The following is an 18,800-nucleotide window of genomic DNA, read 5'->3' on the forward strand; positions in this document are numbered from 1 at the left end:
CAGAAATCACGTTGCGGTCAAGATACGGGCGGTTTGCACTTGCCGTGGTCGAATCCTCGACTTGTTTCGCGCTCTAAAGCGCTGCAAGCCCGGAACGGTCAGTCATTGCGCGGTGCGCAGTTTACACACCCGTGTACGCCAGATGTACGGCCCGGGGCGTTTATCCCAGATTTTGGTGGTTTTGGTTTGTGAACCCACCCTTCGGTCTTTACGAATAGCGCTGGATCGCAGCGTATTCGAGAATGCTTTTGCTGCCAGTCCCAGGTCTGCCCTGGCGACTTTCTTTTCACCGGAGAGAAACGAGGAATCCATGAAGGTTCTTGTAGCTGTCAAACGAGTGGTCGACTACAACGTCAAGGTTCGCGTCAAAGCGGACAACTCCGGCGTCGATCTCGCTAACGTCAAAATGTCGATGAACCCCTTCTGCGAAATCGCCGTGGAAGAAGCTGTTCGCCTGAAAGAGAAGGGCGTTGCTACCGAGATCGTCGTCGTTTCCATCGGCCCGACCACCGCTCAGGAGCAACTGCGTACCGCATTGGCACTGGGTGCCGATCGCGCCATCCTCGTTGAGTGCGCTGACGAACTGAACTCCCTGGCCGTGGCCAAGCTGCTGAACGCCGTTGTTGCCAAGGAACAGCCTCAGCTGGTGATCCTGGGTAAGCAAGCCATCGACAGCGACAACAACCAGACCGGCCAGATGCTGGCGGCGTTGAGCGGTTATGGTCAGGGCACGTTCGCTTCGAAAGTCGAAGTGAGTGGCGACAAGGTTGCGGTGACCCGTGAAATCGACGGCGGCGCGCAGACTGTTTCCCTGAGCCTGCCTGCCATCGTGACCACTGATCTGCGTCTGAACGAGCCGCGTTATGCGTCGTTGCCGAACATCATGAAGGCCAAGAAGAAGCCGCTGGAAGTCCTGACTCCGGACGCCCTGGGTGTTTCCACTGCCTCCACGACCAAGACCCTCAAGGTCGAAGCGCCGGCTGCACGCAGCGCGGGCATCAAGGTCAAGTCGGTTGCTGAACTGGTTGAGAAACTGAAAAACGAAGCGAAGGTGCTTTGAATTGGAGAGCCTGACTATGACTATCCTAGTAATCGCCGAACACGACAACGCGACGCTGGCTCCGGCTACCCTGAACACCGTGGCCGCTGCGGCCAAAATCGGCGGCGACATTCACGTGCTGGTTGCCGGTCTTGGCGCAGGCGCTGTTGCTGAAGCCGCTGCAAAGATCGCTGGCGTGAGTAAAGTGCTGTCGGCCGACAATGCAGCCTACGCGCACCAGTTGCCGGAAAACATCGCGCCGCTGGTGGTAGAGCTGGCTGCGGGCTACAGCCACATCCTGGCTGCGGCAACTTCCAACGGCAAAAACATCCTGCCCCGCGTTGCGGCGCAACTGGATGTGGATCAGATCTCCGAAATCATCTCGGTAGAATCGCCGGACACCTTCAAGCGTCCGATCTATGCCGGTAACGCCATTGCGACGGTTCAGTCCTCCGCTGCGGTAAAAGTCATCACCGTGCGTTCCACCGGTTTCGATCCGGTTGCCGCTGAAGGTGGTTCGGCTACCGTTGAGGCGGTTTCCGCGGCTCACGATGCAGGAAAATCAAGCTTTGTCGGCGAAGAGCTGGCCAAGTCTGATCGTCCTGAATTGACCGCTGCCAAAATCGTCGTTTCCGGCGGTCGCGGCATGCAGAATGGCGACAACTTCAAGCACCTGTACGCTCTGGCGGACAAACTCGGCGCAGCTGTCGGCGCTTCCCGCGCTGCGGTTGATGCAGGCTTCGTACCCAACGATATGCAGGTCGGTCAGACCGGCAAGATCGTCGCGCCACAGCTATACATTGCGGTCGGTATTTCCGGCGCGATCCAGCATCTGGCCGGCATGAAAGACTCCAAGGTGATCGTTGCGATCAACAAGGACGAAGAAGCGCCGATTTTCCAGGTGGCTGATTACGGTCTGGTAGCTGATCTGTTCGAAGCAATACCTGAGCTGGAGAAGCTGGTTTAATCCAGACGCTTCACTTATAAAGAGACCCGTCTATTCGGGCTGGATGAGCACTGCGGCGGGTTGCTGCGGGCTTGTGCGGTTTGGATAGGCGGGTTTTTTATTGGATTTTAAAAAGGATGCTCTCATGGGTCAGCCCAAGTGGCTGCTGTCATCGCTTCTTCTGGGCTTGTTGCTCGGCCCGAGCCTGACTTTTGCCGCAGGAAAATGTGAGCGCCTGATCGCCACCGGCAGTCCGGACGCACCGCCATTCCTATGGCGTGATCCGCAGGATCCGAAACATCTGATCGGTGCGAACGCGGATTTGCTCAAGCGGGCAGCGGCGGATATTGGCATCAAAGTCGAGCTGCTGTACGCCGGCAAACGCAGCCAAGCGGTGGACGAAGTGCGCAGCGGGCGCATGGATCTGCTGGTGGATGCGCCGTTGAATGTCGCAGAGCTGGACTCGCTGGACTACGTTCATCCGCCTATCAGCCATAACGACATCATGATCTGGAATCGGCGTGATCAGGCGCAGCCGTTCAGTGCTCTCACCGATCTGGCGGGTCATCGGGGCGCGGCCTCGGAAAGAATCCGCCTGACCTCGCCGTTCAGCGCGGCAGTCAAGGAACACCTGAGCGTTGAGCGCCTGCCAGGACTGACCGAGGTTTTTCAAAAGCTGATGCTGGGGCAGGTGGATTATGTCCTCGCCGGGCGCTATGCCGGCATGGCGATGGTCCAGACTCTGGGGCTTTCCCAGGACCTGATTGCCCAACCGACAGCCGTGGACAAGCCGGGTCTATACCTGGCGCTTTCTTTTAATTCGGCCTGTAACGATTCATGGCTGCGCGGACAGCTGGCGAAAAAGATGACAGAATCGGCCGCCTCCGACCTGTCGGGCGAAGCGGTGACGCGCAATCTGGAACTCTGGAAAGCGCAGCTACTGCAACCGGCCAGCGTCAGCGCCCCAAACAAGTAGGAATGTTTTGTGAGTATTCGCCCATTATTTGCCGCTCTGGCGGTCGCCACGTTAGTTGGCTGCGCCAGCGATCCGGCGCCGATCGAACAACTGAAACTGACTGAAAAAGCCGTCGAGCAAGCGAAGGCGGTCGGCGCCACCGACGAGCAACCCGAATTGCAAACCGCGGAAGAGAAGCTGATCCAGGTTCGCGCTGACATGGCTAACAAATCCTACAAGCAGGCGCGCATGAGCGCTGAACAGGCGGAGCTGGATGCGCGGTTGGCCGAAGCGCGAGTCCTGACGGCGAAAAGCCAGGAACAGATCACTCAGCTCAACACCCGACTCAATCGTTTGCGCAAACAGTTGGGGGTGACGCAATGAATCGTCTGCCACGTCTGTTGAGTCTGTGTCTGCTGCTGGGATCTGCCGGGCTTTACGGCTGCGCCGGTCATCCGAGCAGTGGGCAGTCATTACAGCAAGCCAGTGCTGACTTTCAGAAGGTTCGCGAAGATACCGACGTGTTGCGCAGTGCACCCAGAGATGTGATCCGGGCCGGAGAATTGCTTGGTCGTGCCGAACGGCTTTCCAGCTATGTGGGCAGTGGTGATGACGTCGCGCATTACGCCTATCTCAGCAGTCGCTACAGCGAAATAGCACAGGAAAACAGCAATCTGCTGCTCAATCAAGAGCGCCTGGCCAAGATGGAGATGGACCGCCAGCGTCTGCAACTGGCGTTGCGTGAAGCCAAGCTGGCCAGCGCTCAACAGCAGGGCAAGTGGCTTGAAGACCAAATCGTCAGTCTGGCCACGACCCAGACCGAGCGCGGCCTGGTCATGACGTTGGGCGATGTTCTGTTCGATACCGGGCATGCGGAACTCAAGAACTCGGCAAATCGCACCGTACTCAAGGTCGTGCAGTTTCTGCTGCTCAATCCGCAGCGTGTGGTGCGCATCGAGGGTTACGCGGATAACACCGGCGACGAGCAGGCCAACCTGCAACTTTCCAAAGATCGGGCTCAATCGGTCGCCGATGTGCTGACTGACCTGGGAATCGACGATAAACGCGTCGAAGTTCAGGGCTATGGGGCTCAGTATCCCGTCGAAGTGAACGCCTCCGAGCGGGGCAGGGCGCAGAACCGCCGTGTGGAAATCGTTTTTTCCGACGCCAACGGTCGTTTAGGCGCTGCTCGCTGAAATAAAGCCGCTGCCCGAGATTCGGGCAGCGGATATCTGTCCGATTCAGCGTTTCAATTGGCCGCTACACCCGGTCATTATTTAATTCAATCGCTTCAGGACTGGCGGATAAGCAAACTGTCCCAGTACACTTCGAAACTGTTCTGGTGACTACTCGATTTATTCCTCTATAAAAATAAGTCGCCGGCAGCAATGAGGCCGTTCGATGACCAATCTTCTGCTTTACCAAAGAATCGCCCAGCAATTGGCCGAAGACATTCGTCGTGGTGTTTATCAGCCCGGCGAGCGCGTTCCATCGGTGCGCAAGATGAGTTCGCAGCTTAACGTCAGCCATGCAACCGTTCTGCAGGCCTATGCGAATCTGGAAGACCAGGGTTTGATTCGCGCGCGGCCGCAGTCGGGCTATTACGTACACCAGACGCCCGCGCTCACCGCGCCGACGCCTGATATTGCCCGTGTCGAGCGGCCGGGTCTGGTTACCCGCAGCAGCATCATTCAACAGGTATTGGTCGAATCGCGGCGCGAAGGTGTGTTCCCTCTCGGAGCGGCAGTGCCCCACGTCGATTATCTGCCGGTCCGCGCCTTGCACCAGCAGATCGCCAAGGTCACCCGTTTTCACAGCCCGCGTGCCTTCAGCTATATGTTCAGCCCCGGATTCGAGCCGTTGCGCCGTCAGGTTGCAATTCGAATGCGTGATGCTGGTGTCGTAGTCGATCCGTCTGAAGTGGTTATCACCCACGGTTGCGTTGATGCCCTGCAGATGTCGCTTCGGGTTCTGACGCGTCCTGGCGATCTGATCGCCGCCGAGTCACCCACCTATTACGGCCTGTTGCAGTTGGCGGATCTGTTGGGCCTGAAGGTTATTGAAATTCCCAGTGACCCGGCCACAGGAATCAGCCTGGAAGCCTTGCAGTTGGCGGCCAACCAGTGGTCGATCAAGGCGCTGGTGCTGACTTCCCGGCTGAGCAATCCATTGGGTGGCACCATTCCGGAAGAGCGGCAAAAACACCTGCTGCGCCTGGCCTCCGATTTTGATATCCAGATCGTTGAAGACGATATCTATGGCGAGCTGATGTTCGAGCTGGGCCGGACCAAGGCGTTGAAAGCATTTGATCGGTTGGGCAGGGTGATTTACTGCTCCAGCTTTTCCAAGACCTTGTCGCCGGGCGTGCGTATTGGCTGGATGATTGCCGGCAAATATCAGCCTGAAATTCAGCGTCTCCAGACATTCAGTACTCATTCAGCCTGCAGTGTCACGCAGATGGGTGTAGCGGCGTACCTTGAAAACGGCGGTTATGACCGGCATTTGCGCTTCATTCGCCTTGAATACCGGAAAAACCTCAGCGCCTTTCAGTTGGCGGTGCAGCAGTTTTTCCCCGAAGGCACGCAAATGAGTCGTCCAACCGGTGGATTTATCCTTTGGGTGAGTTTGCCGGGGCGGGTGAACACCCAGGATCTCCATGTCCGGGCGCTTGAGCAGGGCATCAGCATCGCTCCAGGGCTGATCTTCAGCAATACAGAACAGTTTAACCACTGCATTCGTCTTAACTGTGGCGTCCCTTGGAATCGTGAGGCTGAACGCGCCTTGATGACCTTGGGAATGTTGGCGAAACAACTCTGTCAGGAAGCGGTCGAACCGTATTGAAGGGGCGCGCAAGGCTCTAGCTCGCGTAAACGTCGCAAATTGTGTCCGTTTGGATCTCTTGGCTTGTCACGGGCAAGTCAAGAGGCCAGCATATGATTCTCAACCTTGACTGCCGTTGCCTATGAATGCCTTTCGCTGTGTCGGATTGTTGATCATTTTTCTGCTGAGTGCCTGTGATTCTCAGGACGCTGCTGTACCCAAGCCGAAAGTTGCTGCTGAAAAGAAAGTCGAAACGTCTGCCGTCCTGACCCCGAATCTGACTCCGGCTCTTGAAGCACCGGCGGCTATCGTCGAGCCCGAGTCCAAGATTGTCGAAGCGACGGTGTCGCCGGCCGAACCGTCGCGGCCAGCGGTGCATGAGTTGAAACCCAACGTTGGAGTGGTGCCGGTAGTCGTCACCAAAGGCGGCGGGTCCCGCGCTGCCAAGGCGCCCGTGGATATCCAGGCAGCGTTGCCCAAGGATGGCAACGCCAAAGCGCCTGCATCCACCATTCCCATCGCCAAGACCAAAGCTGAGTCCACGCTTACCCTCAAGCGCGAGCAGGGGGGTAAGAAAACCGTCACGGCGAAGAACGAAGTGACTAAAGATACGCGTCTGAACTCACCCAAGCTGGATCTGAGTCTGCCCCCGGAGCTGGTCAAGCAGATGACGCCGCCTAAATCGGTGATCACTTCGACGCGCAAGCCGGTATTGCCGCAGATGTTTGGTGATGGCTCCTCGGGTGGAGGACCGTTTGAGCTCAATGGCCGACTGTTGAGCAATGAAATGCAGTTGCAGATGCGCAATGACAATCGGCGCGATGTCGAGGGTGCCGCGCTGGACTTCAAGTTCAAGCAATAGTCGGGTTTCGCGCACCTGCGTGGGCCACCCGGAATCCAATCATTTTCAAACAGTCGTTTCAGCGGTTACTATCTGCTCGTCATTTTTGCAAAGTGTATGAGTCATGGAATGCCGCTCCGGTTGTGGTGCCTGCTGTATTGCTCCTTCCATCAGTTCTCCCATTCCGGGCATGCCAGAAGGTAAGCCCGCTGGAGAACGTTGCCTGCATTTATCGGTCGAAGCGCTATGTGGCTTGTTTGGCAAGCCCGAGCGGCCTGCGGTGTGCAGCCAGTTCAAGGCAGCAGCCGATGTCTGTGGGATTGATCAGGCTGACGCCATTCGCATCATCAATTGGTGGGAGGCGGCGACAGCAGTTGCATGAAAAGCGCTGTTCGGCAGAAGTGATTTATCGAATTTCCAACAATAAGGAATACAACAATGGGTTCGCTGCATCGAATAGCGGTCGTCTGTGGATTTACGGTGCTGATGGCAGCAACTGCCCAGGCTGAAGACTGGCAAGTCGCCAAGGACGAGGGCGGGATCAAGGTCTCCCTGAGTGACGTGGCGGGCTCCAAATACAAGGCTTATCGCGGCGAGACCGTGATCAATGCCAGTATCGCCAAGCTGCGCGGGTTACAGGAAGACGTAGTCGGCGCCTGTGCCTGGGTTCATGAGTGCAAATCGCAGAAGCTGCTCAAGCATGAGGGCAACAAGGCCTGGACCTACACCCAGTTCAATACGCCCTGGCCGGTGACGCCGCGCGACTCGGTGCTTGAAGTGACGACCGAGCAGGGCGCGGATGGCAGCCTGACTCGCAAACTGGAAGGACAGCCCAAGTACATCCCCGAAGAGCAAGGCTTTGTGCGTGTTGCTCAGGTAGAGGGTTTCTGGAAATTTCTGCCGCTGGGCGCTGACAGGACGCAAGTCACTTACCAGGTCCACACCGAACCGGGTGGTAGTGTGCCTTCGTGGTTGGCAAACAAGTTCGTGGTCGACGCGCCCTTCAATACCTTGAAGGCGTTGAAGGATCGCGCAGAGAAGAAATGATCTGGATTGATTGGCGATAGCGCACATGCAAAAAGGGCTGCCAATGGCAGCCCTTTTTCACTTTCGGCGGTGAGCTTACTTGCGTTCTTCCAGAGGCACGATATCGCGTGATACGTAGCCGGTGTACAGCTGGCGTGGACGGCCAATCTTGTACGGGCTGGAGAGCATTTCCTTCCAATGCGAAATCCAGCCGACAGTCCGCGCCAGGGCGAAGATCACGGTGAACATGCTGGTCGGGATGCCGATAGCCTTGAGGATGATGCCCGAGTAGAAATCGACGTTCGGATACAGCGAGCGTTCGATGAAGTACGGGTCGGTCAGGGCGATCTCTTCCAGGCGCATGGCCAGTTCAAGTTGTGGGTCATTGGTAATGCCCAGTTCCTTGAGGACTTCGTCGCAGGTCTGCTTCATCACAGTGGCGCGCGGGTCGCGGTTCTTGTAAACCCGGTGACCGAAGCCCATCAGCTTGAACGGATCGTTCTTGTCCTTGGCCTTGGCGATGAACTTGTCGATGTTCGAAACATCGCCAATCTCGTCAAGCATGGACAATACCGCTTCGTTGGCGCCGCCGTGTGCCGGACCCCAGAGCGCAGCGATACCGGCAGCGATACAGGCGAACGGGTTGGCACCCGAGGAGCCTGCCATCCGTACGGTGGACGTCGAGGCATTCTGCTCATGATCGGCGTGGAGGATGAAAATCTTGTCCATCGCCTTGGCCAATACCGGGCTGATCGGTTTTATCTCGCACGGGGTGTTGAACATCATGTGCAGGAAGTTTTCCGCGTAGCTCAGGTCATTGCGCGGGTACATCATGGGTTGACCCATGGAGTACTTGTAAACCATTGCTGCCAGGGTCGGCATTTTCGCGACCAGACGGATCGCCGAAATTTCACGGTGCTGTGGATTGTTGATGTCCAGAGAGTCGTGATAGAACGCCGACAGTGCGCCGACTACGCCGCACATGACGGCCATCGGGTGGGCGTCGCGACGGAAGCCGTTGAAAAAGGTCTTCAACTGCTCGTGAACCATGGTGTGGTTCTTGACGATTACCACGAACTGGGCCTTCTGCTCGGCGGTTGGCAGTTCGCCATTGAGCAGCAGGTAGCAGGTTTCCAGGTAGTCGGACTGATCGGCGAGTTGCTCGATCGGATAGCCCCGATGCAGCAAGATACCGTTGTCACCATCGATATAGGTGATTTTCGACTCGCAAGAGGCGGTCGACATGAAACCAGGGTCAAATGTGAAGCGGCCGGTGGCGGTAAGACCGCGTACGTCGATTACATCGGGACCTACGGTGCCGGTCAGAATGGGCAGCTCGACGGGGGCTGCGCCCTCGATGATCAACTGCGCTTTTTTGTCAGCCATGTGGCCTCCTATTTATGCTTCAAATCATCAGACAGACCCCCCACGCAGGGCCCGCACCACTATAGTGAGATAAATTCTAAAGTCAATTTGCCTAAAGTCGTGTTCCAGAAGGCTTACAGGGCTACTTTTTCCTCGAAAATACCTGCCGTTTACGCCTTTTATCCTACTAAAGCAATCCGCTATTAGCGGTAGGTCTTCGCGTTGTCATTAGCGACCTAACTGTCTATACTCGGCGTCCGACCGCCAGGGGCTTTTAGGGCCTGTTTTACTGGGGGTCGTCACTTCCTGGGTAGTGGGTACCTGACCAGTGCACTTCCCAACAACTTGCCCTGATTGTTAGGGGCTCTTCAGTGTGAAAAAAGCCGTGAATAGCCAACGACCTGTAAACCTAGATCTAAGGACCATCAAACTCCCCATCACCGGCGTTACGTCATTTCTTCATCGTGTTTCCGGCATCATTCTCTTCCTCGGTCTTGCAATCATGCTTTGGGCATTGAGCAAATCGCTGGGTTCGCAAGAGGGTTTTGACGAGGTGAAGGCATGCATGACCAGTCCGCTGGCCAAGTTCGTCGCCTGGGGTCTGTTCTCCGCCTTGCTGTATCACCTCGTGGCCGGTATTCGCCACCTGGTTATGGACATGGGTGTCGGTGAAACGCTGGAAGGCGGCAAGCTGGGCTCGAAAATCGTTATCGCCGTGTCTGCGGTGCTGATCGTTCTGGCGGGAGTTTGGATATGGTAACCAACGTCACTAACCTGTCGCGTTCGGGCCTCTATGACTGGATGGCGCAGCGCGTATCTGCGGTCGTGCTCGCGGCTTATTTCATTTTCCTGATCGGATACATCATCGCGCACCCAGGTCTGAGCTATGCCCAATGGCATGGTCTGTTCGCGCATAACGGGATGCGTATCTTCAGTCTGCTGGCCCTCGTTGCCCTGGGCGCTCACGCCTGGGTCGGCATGTGGACCATTGCGACCGACTACCTGACGCCGATGGCGCTGGGCAAGCCGGCGACTGCGATCCGTTTCCTTTTCCAGGCGGTCTGCGGCGTTGCGATGTTCGCTTACTTCGTCTGGGGCGTGCAGATTCTTTGGGGTATCTGATTCATGGCTAACATTAATACGCTTTCTTTTGACGCCATCATCATCGGTGGCGGCGGTGCTGGCATGCGCGCGGCATTGCAGCTGGCACAAGGTGGTCACAAGACCGCCGTGGTCACCAAGGTGTTCCCGACTCGCTCCCACACCGTTTCTGCCCAGGGTGGCATCACCTGCGCCATCGCTTCGGCAGATCCAAACGATGACTGGCGCTGGCACATGTACGATACCGTCAAGGGTTCCGACTATATCGGTGACCAGGACGCTATCGAGTACATGTGTTCCGTAGGTCCGGAAGCCGTGTTCGAACTCGAACACATGGGCCTGCCGTTCTCGCGCACCGAACAAGGCCGCATCTATCAGCGTCCTTTCGGCGGTCAGTCCAAGGATTTCGGCAAGGGCGGTCAGGCAGCACGTACATGCGCAGCAGCCGACCGTACCGGTCACGCCTTGTTGCACACTCTGTACCAGGCCAACCTGAAAGCCGGCACCGTATTCCTCAACGAATACTACGCAGTGGATCTGGTGAAGAACCAGGATGGCGTGTTTGTCGGCATCATCGCTATCTGCATCGAAACCGGTGAAACCTCCTACATCCGCGCTAACGCGACTGTACTGGCTACCGGCGGCGCTGGCCGCATCTATTCCTCCACGACCAACGCCCTGATCAACACCGGCGACGGCGTCGGCATGGCATTGCGTGCAGGTGTTCCGGTTCAGGACATCGAAATGTGGCAGTTCCACCCAACCGGCATTGCCGGTGCAGGTGTACTGGTCACGGAAGGTTGCCGTGGTGAAGGTGGGTACCTGATCAACAAGCACGGCGAGCGTTTCATGGAGCGTTATGCTCCGAACGCCAAGGACCTTGCCGGTCGTGACGTTGTAGCGCGTTCGATGGTCAAGGAAATCATTGCCGGTAACGGCTGTGGTCCTGATGGCGATCACGTGATGCTCAAGCTCGATCACCTGGGCGAAGAAGTACTGCACAGCCGTCTGCCAGGCATCATGGAATTGTCCAAGACCTTCGCACACGTCGATCCGGCCGTTGCGCCGATCCCGGTTGTACCAACCTGCCACTACATGATGGGCGGCGTTGCCACCAACATTCATGGTCAGGCGATCACCCAGGACGCCGCTGGCGTCGACCAGATCATTCCGGGTCTGTTCGCTGTAGGCGAAGTGGCCTGCGTATCGGTTCACGGCGCCAACCGTCTGGGCGGCAACTCGCTCCTCGACCTGGTGGTGTTCGGTCGTGCTGCGGGTATCCATCTGGAACAAAGCCTGCGTGAAGGTGTCGACTACCGTCGGGCCACCGAAACCGACGTTGACTTCGCCCTTGAGCGTCTGGCGGGCCTCAACGCTCGTGAGACCGGCGAAGACGTGGCTACCCTGCGTAAAGAACTGCAAAGCTGCATGCAGAACTACTTCGGTGTATTCCGGACTGGTGAATACATGCAGAAAGGTATCGCTCAACTGGCGGGCCTGCGCGAGCGCATTTCCAACGTCAAGATCAACGACAAGAGCCAGGCGTTCAACACCGCTCGAATCGAAGCGCTTGAGTTGCAAAACCTGCTTGAAGTGGCCGAAGCAACGGCGATTGCCGCCGAAGTTCGTAAAGAGTCCCGCGGTGCTCACGCCCGTGAAGACTACGAAGATCGCGACGACCAGAACTGGCTGTGCCACACCCTGTATTTCCCGGGTGAAAAACGCGTAGCCAAGCGTGCCGTGAACTTCTCGCCGAAGACTGTTCCGACTTTCGAACCCATGATTCGGACTTACTAAGGGTGGCCGATATGTTGCAAGTCAGTGTTTATCGCTACAACCCGGATCGGGACGCAGCGCCGTTCATGCAGGAATTCCAGATCGATACCGGTGGTAAAGACATCATGGTCCTGGACGTCCTGGCCCTGATCAAAGAGCAGGACGAAGGCTTTTCCTATCGTCGCTCTTGCCGTGAAGGCGTTTGCGGTTCCGATGGCATGAACATCAACGGCAAGAACGGCCTGGCGTGCATCACGCCGCTGTCTGCCGTGGTCAAGAAGAACAAGCTGGTGGTTCGTCCACTGCCTGGTTTGCCGGTGATTCGTGACCTGGTCGTCGATATGAGCATCTTCTACAAGCAGTACGAGAAGGTTAAGCCATATCTGCTCAACGACACTCCGGCTCCGGCCATCGAGCGTCTGCAGACTCCGGAAGAACGTGAGAAGCTCGACGGCTTGTACGAGTGCATCCTGTGCGCCTGCTGCTCGACTTCCTGCCCATCCTTCTGGTGGAACCCGGACAAGTTCCTTGGTCCGGCTGCATTGCTGCAAGCCTATCGTTTCCTGGCTGACAGCCGTGACAACCAGACCGCCGAACGTCTGGCGGCACTGGACGATCCGTTCAGCGTATTCCGCTGCCGCGGGATCATGAACTGCGTCAACGTCTGTCCGAAAGGCCTTAACCCAACCAAGGCTATCGGTCACGTTCGCAACATGCTTCTGCAAAACGGCGTCTGATTCGACTGTTGTACCCGTTACACTGCTTCACCGAAATCGCTGCGGCGCAGGCTTCAACCGGCGCCGTAGTTTTAACCTGAGCAGCAGCTTGTAATGCTGCGGCTCTTATTTTGAAGAAATGAGACCAGCAGGGGCATCCGGGCTGGTACCCGGACTATCTGCGTGATCCTTAGTGGCTTGATACAGTCGCTGCACATGACTATCTCAGGTTTGCTGTGGTGTCTTCGCCGGTGGTGTCCCCTTACCGAGGGTGACCAAGCATGCAAGAAAGCGTGATGCAGCGCATGTGGAACAGTGCCCACCTTTCCGGTGGTAACGCTGCCTATGTGGAAGAGCTCTATGAGCTCTACCTGCACGACCCTAACGCTGTGCCAGAAGAGTGGCGCACCTACTTTCAGAAGTTGCCCGCTGACGGCAGCACTGCCACCGATGTATCGCATTCTACGATCCGCGATCATTTCGTGTTGCTGGCTAAAAACCAGCGCCGCGCTCAACCGGTGTCCGCCGGAAGCGTGAGCAGCGAACACGAGAAGAAGCAGGTCGAGGTACTGCGACTTATCCAGGCTTACCGTATGCGTGGCCATCAGGCAGCCCAGCTCGATCCGCTGGGCCTGTGGCAGCGTCCTGTGATTGCCGATCTGTCGATCAATCACTACGGGCTGACCAACGCTGATCTGGATACCACTTTCCGTGCTGGCGACTTGTTCATCGGCAAAGAGGAAGCGAGCCTACGCGAAATTCACGAAACGTTGCAGCAGACATATTGCCGCACCATCGGTTCTGAATTTACGCACATCGTCGATTCCGTGCAGCGCAACTGGTTCATGCAGCGCCTTGAGAGTGTTCGCGGTCGTCCGGATTTCTCCGCCGATATCAAGAGCCACTTGCTTGAGCGCGTAACTGCGGCTGAAGGTCTGGAAAAATACCTGGGTACAAAATATCCGGGTACCAAGCGTTTCGGTCTGGAAGGTGCGGAAAGCCTGATCCCGATGCTGGATGAGTTGATCCAGCGTTCCGGTTCGTATGGCACCAAGGAAATCGTGATCGGCATGGCCCACCGTGGTCGCCTGAACGTCCTGGTCAACACCTTCGGCAAGAACCCGCGCGACCTGTTCGACGAGTTTGAAGGCAAGAAAAAAGTCGAGCTGGGCTCCGGTGACGTGAAGTATCACCAGGGTTTCTCGTCGAACGTGATGACCGCAGGCGGTGAAGTTCACCTGGCCATGGCATTCAACCCGTCTCACCTGGAGATCGTTTCTCCGGTGGTCGAAGGGTCTGTGCGCGCGCGTCAGGATCGTCGTAACGATCCGAACGGTGACAAGGTTCTGCCAATTTCCCTCCACGGCGATGCTGCTTTTGCAGGGCAGGGCGTGGTCATGGAAACCTTCCAGATGTCGCAGACTCGCGGCTTCAAGACGGGCGGCACGATCCACATCGTCATCAACAACCAGGTTGGTTTCACCATCAGCAACCCGGAAGACTCGCGCTCCACCGAGTACGCGACCGACGTTGCCAAGATGATTCAGGCGCCGATTCTCCATGTAAATGGCGATGACCCTGAAGCCGTCGTGTTCGTGACCCAGCTGGCTATCGACTACCGCATGCAGTTCAAGCGTGACGTGGTAATCGATCTGGTCTGCTACCGTCGTCGCGGCCACAACGAAGCGGACGAACCGAGCGGCACCCAGCCGTTGATGTACCAGCAGATCGCCAAGCAGCGCACCACCCGCGAGCTGTACGCTGAAAACCTGATCAAGGCCGGTGTACTCGATGACGCCCGCGTGCAGGCGAAAATCGATGACTATCGCAACGCGCTGGACAACGGTCTGCATGTTGTAAAAAGCCTGGTCAAGGAGCCGAACAAAGAGTTGTTCGTGGACTGGCGTCCATACCTGGGCCACGCCTGGACTGCGCGTCATGACACCCGCTTTGATCTGAAAACCCTGCAGGAACTGTCCGCCAAGCTCATGGAGCTGCCAGAAGGCTTCGTGGTTCAGCGTCAGGTGCAGAAGATCTACGAAGACCGTCAGAAGATGCAAGCCGGCGGCCTGCCGATCAACTGGGGTTACGCTGAAACCATGGCGTACGCGACCCTGGCGTTCGAAGGTCACCCGATTCGCATGACCGGCCAGGACATCGGCCGCGGGACGTTCTCGCACCGTCACGCCGTGCTGCACAACCAGAAAGACTCCACGACCTACATCCCGCTGCAGAATCTGTATGCCGGTCAGCCACGTTTCGACCTGTATGACTCCTTCCTGTCGGAAGAAGCCGTACTGGCTTTCGAATACGGCTACTCGACGACCCAGCCAGATGCACTGGTTATCTGGGAAGCCCAGTTCGGCGACTTCGCCAACGGTGCACAGGTTGTTGTCGACCAGTTCATCACCAGCGGCGAGCACAAGTGGGGCCGTCTGTGCGGTCTGACCATGCTGTTGCCACACGGTTATGAAGGTCAGGGCCCGGAGCACTCCTCCGCGCGTCTCGAGCGTTACCTGCAATTGTGTGCCGAGCACAACATTCAGGTGTGCGTGCCGACTACCCCTGCGCAGATCTACCACTTGCTTCGCCGTCAGGTGATTCGTCCGCTGCGCAAGCCGTTGATCGTGCTGACTCCGAAGTCGTTGCTGCGTCACAAACTGGCCGTGTCGACCCTGGAAGATCTCGCCGAAGGCTCGTTCCAGACCGTTATCCCGGAAATCGATACCCTCGATGCCGCCAAGGTTACGCGTCTGGTGATGTGCAGCGGCAAGGTCTACTACGACCTGCTTGAAAAACGCCGTGCCGAAGGCCGTGAAGACACCATCATCGTGCGTCTTGAACAGCTGTATCCGTTCCCTGAAGACGACCTGATGGAAACGCTTGCTCCTTATACCAATCTGCAAAATGCAGTGTGGTGTCAGGAAGAGCCGATGAACCAGGGCGCCTGGTACAGCAGCCAGCATCATCTGCGTCGCAGCGTTGGCAATCACAACCGCAACCTCGTGCTCGAGTATGCCGGTCGTGACGCCTCTGCAGCACCCGCTTGTGGCTACGCTTCGATGCACGCTGAGCAGCAGGAAAAACTGCTCAAAGATGCCTTCACTGTTTAACGCCTTCGCGCATTAGAAACCGAATTAAGGAATTACAGATAATGGCTATCGAGATCAAAGCCCCCTCTTTCCCGGAATCAGTTGCCGATGGCACCATTTCCAAATGGCACAAGCAGCCGGGCGAAGCGGTAAGACGTGACGAGCTTCTGGTCGACATCGAGACCGACAAAGTCGTGCTCGAAGTGTTGGCAGAAGCTGACGGCGTGCTGGCATCGATCGTGAAAGGTGAGGGTGAAACTGTCCTGTCCAACGAACTGATTGCAACGCTGGATGCGGGTGGTACTGCTTCGGCAGCACCTGCAGCCGCCGCTGCTCCAGCTGCTGGCGCACCGGCCCAGGCGGCGGCTCCGGCCGCTGCTGCTGGCGACGAAGATTCCATCGCTGCACCGGCTGCGCGCAAACTGGCTGAAGAAAACGCCATCAACCTGGCCAGCGTCAAGGGCACCGGTAAAGACGGCCGTATCACCAAGGAAGACGTGGTTGCTGCGGTTGAAGCGAAGAAATCCGCTCCTGCTGCTGCACCGGCTGCCAAGCCTGCCGCCGCGCCTGCTGCTCCAGTGTTTGCTGCTGGCGACCGCATCGAGAAGCGTGTGCCGATGACCCGCGTGCGTGCCACCGTGGCCAAGCGTCTGGTTGAAGCTCAGTCGAACATGGCGATGCTGACTACGTTCAACGAAGTCGACATGACTGAAGTCATGGCGCTGCGTTCGAAGTACAAGGATCTGTTCGAGAAGTCTCACAACGGCGTACGTCTGGGCTTCATGTCGTTCTTCGTCAAGGCTGCCACCGAAGCGCTGAAACGCTACCCGGCTGTCAACGCCTCGATCGACGGCTCCGACATCGTTTACCACGGCTATGCCGACGTTGGTGTTGCTGTGTCCAGCGATCGTGGTCTGGTGGTTCCTGTGCTGCGTAACGCAGAACAGATGACCCTGGCTGAAATCGAAGGCGGCATCGCTGCTTTCGGCAAGAAAGCCCGTGACGGCAAGCTGTCCATGGAAGAGATGATCGGTGGTACCTTCACCATCACCAACGGTGGTACTTTCGGATCGATGATGTCGACCCCGATCGTCAACCCGCCGCAAGCGGCTATCCTGGGCATGCACAACATTCTGCAACGTCCGATGGCAATCAACGGTCAGGTAGTTATCCGTCCGATGATGTATCTGGCGCTGTCCTACGATCACCGTCTGATCGATGGTAAAGAAGCCGTGACGTTCCTGGTGACAATCAAGAACCTGCTGGAAGATCCGGCTCGTCTGCTGCTGGATATTTGATGAGGCAGCCCCTAGCTGCAAGCCGCTGGCTGCAAAAGAAAGGCAGCCAGGCGTACAGCTCGGGTTTTGCAAATTACATCTAATGAACAGGTTGCAACGCTCGTCTGTAAAACATCACAGACCGGCTTGCAGCTTGTGGCTTGAAGCTCGCAGCTAAAGAGGAACTCTTTTTTATGTCCCAGAAATTCGACGTGGTAGTGATTGGCGCAGGCCCTGGCGGTTATGTAGCCGCCATCAAGGCTGCGCAACTTGGTCTCAAGACTGCCTGCATCGAGAAATATCAGGACAAGGAGGGCAAACTGGCTCTCGGCGGTACTTGCCTGAACGTAGGGTGCATTCCTTCCAAGGCGCTGCTGGACAGCTCCTGGAAATTCTACGAAGCCAAGAATGGTTTCGCGATCCACGGCATCTCGACTTCCGACGTATCGATGGACGTTCCGGCCATGATTGGTCGCAAGTCCACCATCGTCAAAGGCTTGACCGGCGGCGTTGCCAGCCTGTTCAAGGCCAATGGCGTGACCACCCTGCAAGGCCACGGCAAGTTGCTGGCCGGCAAGAAAGTCGAACTGACTGGCGCTGACGGCACCGTTGAAATCATCGAAGCGGACCACGTGATCCTGGCTTCGGGTTCGCGTCCGATCGACATTCCACCGGCTCCGGTCGATCAGAAAGTTATCGTCGACTCTACCGGTGCCCTGGAATTCCAACAGGTTCCACAACGTCTGGGCGTTATCGGCGCTGGCGTTATCGGTCTGGAGCTGGGCTCGGTATGGGCTCGTCTGGGCGCTCAGGTCACTGTTCTGGAAGCGCTGGAGAAATTCATTCCGGCCGCTGACGAAGCCGTTTCCAAAGAAGCCTTGAAAACCTTCACCAAGCAAGGCCTGGACATCAAGCTGGGCGCTCGCGTGACCGGTTCCAAGGTTAACGGCGAAGAAGTGGTTGTCAGCTACACCGACGCAGCGGGCGAGCAATCGATCACTTTCGACCGCCTGATCGTGGCCGTTGGTCGTCGTCCGGTGACCACCGACCTGCTGGCTGCGGACAGCGGCGTGGACCTGGATGAGCGCGGTTTCATCTACGTCGACGACTTCTGCACCACCAGCGTTCCTGGCGTTTATGCAATCGGTGACGTGGTTCGTGGTCTGATGCTGGCCCACAAAGCCTCGGAAGAAGGCATCATGGTTGTCGAGCGTATCAAGGGCCACAAGGCTCAGATGAACTACAATTTGATTCCTTCGGTTATCTACACCCACCCGGAAATCGCATGGGTTGGTAAAACCGAGCAGACCTTGAAGGCTGAAGGCGTTGAAGTTAACGTCGGCACCTTCCCATTCGCAGCCAGCGGCCGCGCAATGGCAGCCAACGATACTGGCGGTTTCGTCAAGATCATCGCTGACGCCAAGACTGATCGCGTATTGGGCGTTCACGTCATTGGTCCGAGCGCTGCGGAATTGGTACAGCAGGGCGCGATCGCGATGGAATTCGGCAGCAGTGCCGAAGACATCGGCATGATGGTTTTCTCCCATCCGACGCTGTCCGAAGCATTGCATGAAGCTGCTCTGGCTGTGAATGGCGGTGCCATCCACATCCAGAACCGCAAAAAACGCTAAGACAATAAGAGAAACCACGACGGACTGCCCGTCGTGAGCCTTGCGAGCAAGACTCACCGCGGAATGTCCGCCGGACTCGACCTCTGAGGTGTTCTCTGAAACCTGACGGACCCACGCGGTTTGCCAGGTTTCGGGGCCGCCGGGAGTAGCGGTCACAGGTGGTGCGGCACGCCAGACGTGCAGCACCGAATGCGCAGTACCTAACGAAGACGGTA

Annotated in this window: 18 protein-coding genes; 16 read left to right on the plus strand and 2 right to left on the minus strand. The window is 57.3% G+C overall.

From position 1 onward, the window contains the following. Positions 1–102: 102 nt before the first annotated feature. Positions 103–312 carry a hypothetical protein gene (locus AFK24_RS30840; RefSeq protein WP_139110529.1) on the minus strand — a complete coding sequence of 70 codons (210 nt, stop codon included), beginning with the start codon at positions 310–312 and terminating at the stop codon, positions 103–105. Between AFK24_RS30840 and AFK24_RS18145 the strand changes: the two genes are divergently transcribed. From AFK24_RS18145 to AFK24_RS18185, 9 genes are all read left to right on the plus strand, one after another. After that, a complete protein-coding gene (locus AFK24_RS18145) occupies positions 311–1,060 on the plus strand; it encodes an electron transfer flavoprotein subunit beta/FixA family protein (RefSeq protein ID WP_065834533.1) in 750 nt (249 codons plus the stop codon). The two genes, AFK24_RS30840 and AFK24_RS18145, sit on opposite strands and share 2 nt — an antisense overlap. Positions 1,061–1,076: 16 nt before the next feature. Further along, positions 1,077–2,006, plus strand: coding sequence for an electron transfer flavoprotein subunit alpha/FixB family protein (locus AFK24_RS18150; RefSeq protein ID WP_065834534.1), 930 nt, complete (start codon positions 1,077–1,079; stop codon positions 2,004–2,006). 124 nt (positions 2,007–2,130) lie between these two features. Continuing rightward, a complete protein-coding gene (locus AFK24_RS18155; RefSeq protein ID WP_065834535.1) occupies positions 2,131–2,961 on the plus strand; it encodes a substrate-binding periplasmic protein in 831 nt (276 codons plus the stop codon). 9 nt (positions 2,962–2,970) lie between these two features. Continuing rightward, on the plus strand, positions 2,971–3,324 hold the full coding sequence (locus tag AFK24_RS18160) for a DUF4398 domain-containing protein (protein ID WP_065834536.1): 354 nt from the start codon (positions 2,971–2,973) through the stop codon (positions 3,322–3,324). Further along, on the plus strand, positions 3,321–4,136 hold the full coding sequence (locus tag AFK24_RS18165; protein WP_065834537.1) for an OmpA family protein: 816 nt from the start codon (positions 3,321–3,323) through the stop codon (positions 4,134–4,136). The genes AFK24_RS18160 and AFK24_RS18165 overlap by 4 nt, the downstream gene beginning before the upstream one ends. A 205-nt stretch (positions 4,137–4,341) precedes the next feature. Beyond that, the gene (locus AFK24_RS18170) at positions 4,342–5,781 is read left to right on the plus strand and encodes a PLP-dependent aminotransferase family protein (protein WP_065834538.1); all 1,440 of its coding nucleotides are present in this window, start codon (positions 4,342–4,344) and stop codon (positions 5,779–5,781) included. A gap of 121 nt (positions 5,782–5,902) precedes the next feature. Next, entirely contained in the window at positions 5,903–6,622 is a 720-nt protein-coding gene (locus AFK24_RS18175; protein ID WP_065834539.1) for a hypothetical protein, read from the plus strand. Positions 6,623–6,725: 103 nt separating this feature from the next. Next, positions 6,726–6,983 carry a YkgJ family cysteine cluster protein gene (locus AFK24_RS18180; protein ID WP_065834540.1) on the plus strand — a complete coding sequence of 86 codons (258 nt, stop codon included), beginning with the start codon at positions 6,726–6,728 and terminating at the stop codon, positions 6,981–6,983. A gap of 56 nt (positions 6,984–7,039) precedes the next feature. Further along, on the plus strand, positions 7,040–7,648 hold the full coding sequence (locus AFK24_RS18185; RefSeq protein WP_065834541.1) for an START domain-containing protein: 609 nt from the start codon (positions 7,040–7,042) through the stop codon (positions 7,646–7,648). Between the two features lie 75 nt (positions 7,649–7,723). Here the strand turns inward: AFK24_RS18185 and gltA are convergent, their stop codons facing one another. Next, positions 7,724–9,013, minus strand: a complete 1,290-nt coding sequence (gltA, locus tag AFK24_RS18190) for a citrate synthase (RefSeq protein WP_020289328.1) — start codon at positions 9,011–9,013, stop codon at positions 7,724–7,726. Positions 9,014–9,365: 352 nt separating this feature from the next. Here gltA and sdhC point away from each other — a divergent pair, with 352 nt between their 5' ends. The 7 genes from sdhC to lpdA all read left to right on the plus strand — a co-directional run bounded on the left by sdhC (position 9,366) and on the right by lpdA (position 18,585). Further along, positions 9,366–9,752 (plus strand): succinate dehydrogenase, cytochrome b556 subunit, encoded by a 387-nt coding sequence (gene sdhC, locus AFK24_RS18195; protein ID WP_020289327.1) that lies wholly within the window; start codon positions 9,366–9,368, stop codon positions 9,750–9,752. Next, positions 9,746–10,114, plus strand: a complete 369-nt coding sequence (sdhD, locus tag AFK24_RS18200; RefSeq protein WP_065834542.1) for a succinate dehydrogenase, hydrophobic membrane anchor protein — start codon at positions 9,746–9,748, stop codon at positions 10,112–10,114. The genes sdhC and sdhD overlap by 7 nt, the downstream gene beginning before the upstream one ends. Before the next feature lie 3 nt (positions 10,115–10,117). Beyond that, on the plus strand, positions 10,118–11,890 hold the full coding sequence (sdhA, locus tag AFK24_RS18205; protein ID WP_065834543.1) for a succinate dehydrogenase flavoprotein subunit: 1,773 nt from the start codon (positions 10,118–10,120) through the stop codon (positions 11,888–11,890). A gap of 11 nt (positions 11,891–11,901) precedes the next feature. Next, positions 11,902–12,606 carry a succinate dehydrogenase iron-sulfur subunit gene (locus AFK24_RS18210; RefSeq protein WP_065834544.1) on the plus strand — a complete coding sequence of 235 codons (705 nt, stop codon included), beginning with the start codon at positions 11,902–11,904 and terminating at the stop codon, positions 12,604–12,606. Positions 12,607–12,866: 260 nt separating this feature from the next. Continuing rightward, on the plus strand, positions 12,867–15,698 hold the full coding sequence (locus AFK24_RS18215; protein ID WP_065834545.1) for a 2-oxoglutarate dehydrogenase E1 component: 2,832 nt from the start codon (positions 12,867–12,869) through the stop codon (positions 15,696–15,698). 41 nt (positions 15,699–15,739) lie between these two features. Beyond that, entirely contained in the window at positions 15,740–16,975 is a 1,236-nt protein-coding gene (gene odhB, locus AFK24_RS18220) for a 2-oxoglutarate dehydrogenase complex dihydrolipoyllysine-residue succinyltransferase (RefSeq protein ID WP_065834546.1), read from the plus strand. Positions 16,976–17,148: 173 nt separating this feature from the next. Then, on the plus strand, positions 17,149–18,585 hold the full coding sequence (lpdA, locus tag AFK24_RS18225; protein ID WP_065834547.1) for a dihydrolipoyl dehydrogenase: 1,437 nt from the start codon (positions 17,149–17,151) through the stop codon (positions 18,583–18,585). The last annotated feature ends 215 nt before the right edge of the window (positions 18,586–18,800 follow it).

The organism is Pseudomonas syringae (assembly GCF_001698815.1).
Lineage (GTDB): Bacteria > Pseudomonadota > Gammaproteobacteria > Pseudomonadales > Pseudomonadaceae > Aquipseudomonas > Aquipseudomonas syringae_A.

Excerpts from the sequence above, each read along its gene's own strand:
- AFK24_RS18145 (WP_065834533.1), top strand. The coding sequence starts at position 311 with ATGAAGGTTCTTGTAGCTGTCAAACGAGTGGTCGACTACAACGTCAAG.
- AFK24_RS30840 (WP_139110529.1), bottom strand. The coding sequence starts at position 312 with ATGGATTCCTCGTTTCTCTCCGGTGAAAAGAAAGTCGCCAGGGCAGAC.
- AFK24_RS18150 (WP_065834534.1), top strand. The coding sequence starts at position 1,077 with ATGACTATCCTAGTAATCGCCGAACACGACAACGCGACGCTGGCTCCG.
- AFK24_RS18155 (WP_065834535.1), top strand. The coding sequence starts at position 2,131 with ATGGGTCAGCCCAAGTGGCTGCTGTCATCGCTTCTTCTGGGCTTGTTG.
- AFK24_RS18165 (WP_065834537.1), top strand. The coding sequence starts at position 3,321 with ATGAATCGTCTGCCACGTCTGTTGAGTCTGTGTCTGCTGCTGGGATCT.
- AFK24_RS18170 (WP_065834538.1), top strand. The coding sequence starts at position 4,342 with ATGACCAATCTTCTGCTTTACCAAAGAATCGCCCAGCAATTGGCCGAA.
- AFK24_RS18175 (WP_065834539.1), top strand. The coding sequence starts at position 5,903 with ATGAATGCCTTTCGCTGTGTCGGATTGTTGATCATTTTTCTGCTGAGT.
- AFK24_RS18180 (WP_065834540.1), top strand. The coding sequence starts at position 6,726 with ATGGAATGCCGCTCCGGTTGTGGTGCCTGCTGTATTGCTCCTTCCATC.
- AFK24_RS18185 (WP_065834541.1), top strand. The coding sequence starts at position 7,040 with ATGGGTTCGCTGCATCGAATAGCGGTCGTCTGTGGATTTACGGTGCTG.
- gltA (WP_020289328.1), bottom strand. The coding sequence starts at position 9,013 with ATGGCTGACAAAAAAGCGCAGTTGATCATCGAGGGCGCAGCCCCCGTC.
- sdhD (WP_065834542.1), top strand. The coding sequence starts at position 9,746 with ATGGTAACCAACGTCACTAACCTGTCGCGTTCGGGCCTCTATGACTGG.
- sdhA (WP_065834543.1), top strand. The coding sequence starts at position 10,118 with ATGGCTAACATTAATACGCTTTCTTTTGACGCCATCATCATCGGTGGC.
- AFK24_RS18210 (WP_065834544.1), top strand. The coding sequence starts at position 11,902 with ATGTTGCAAGTCAGTGTTTATCGCTACAACCCGGATCGGGACGCAGCG.
- AFK24_RS18215 (WP_065834545.1), top strand. The coding sequence starts at position 12,867 with ATGCAAGAAAGCGTGATGCAGCGCATGTGGAACAGTGCCCACCTTTCC.
- odhB (WP_065834546.1), top strand. The coding sequence starts at position 15,740 with ATGGCTATCGAGATCAAAGCCCCCTCTTTCCCGGAATCAGTTGCCGAT.
- lpdA (WP_065834547.1), top strand. The coding sequence starts at position 17,149 with ATGTCCCAGAAATTCGACGTGGTAGTGATTGGCGCAGGCCCTGGCGGT.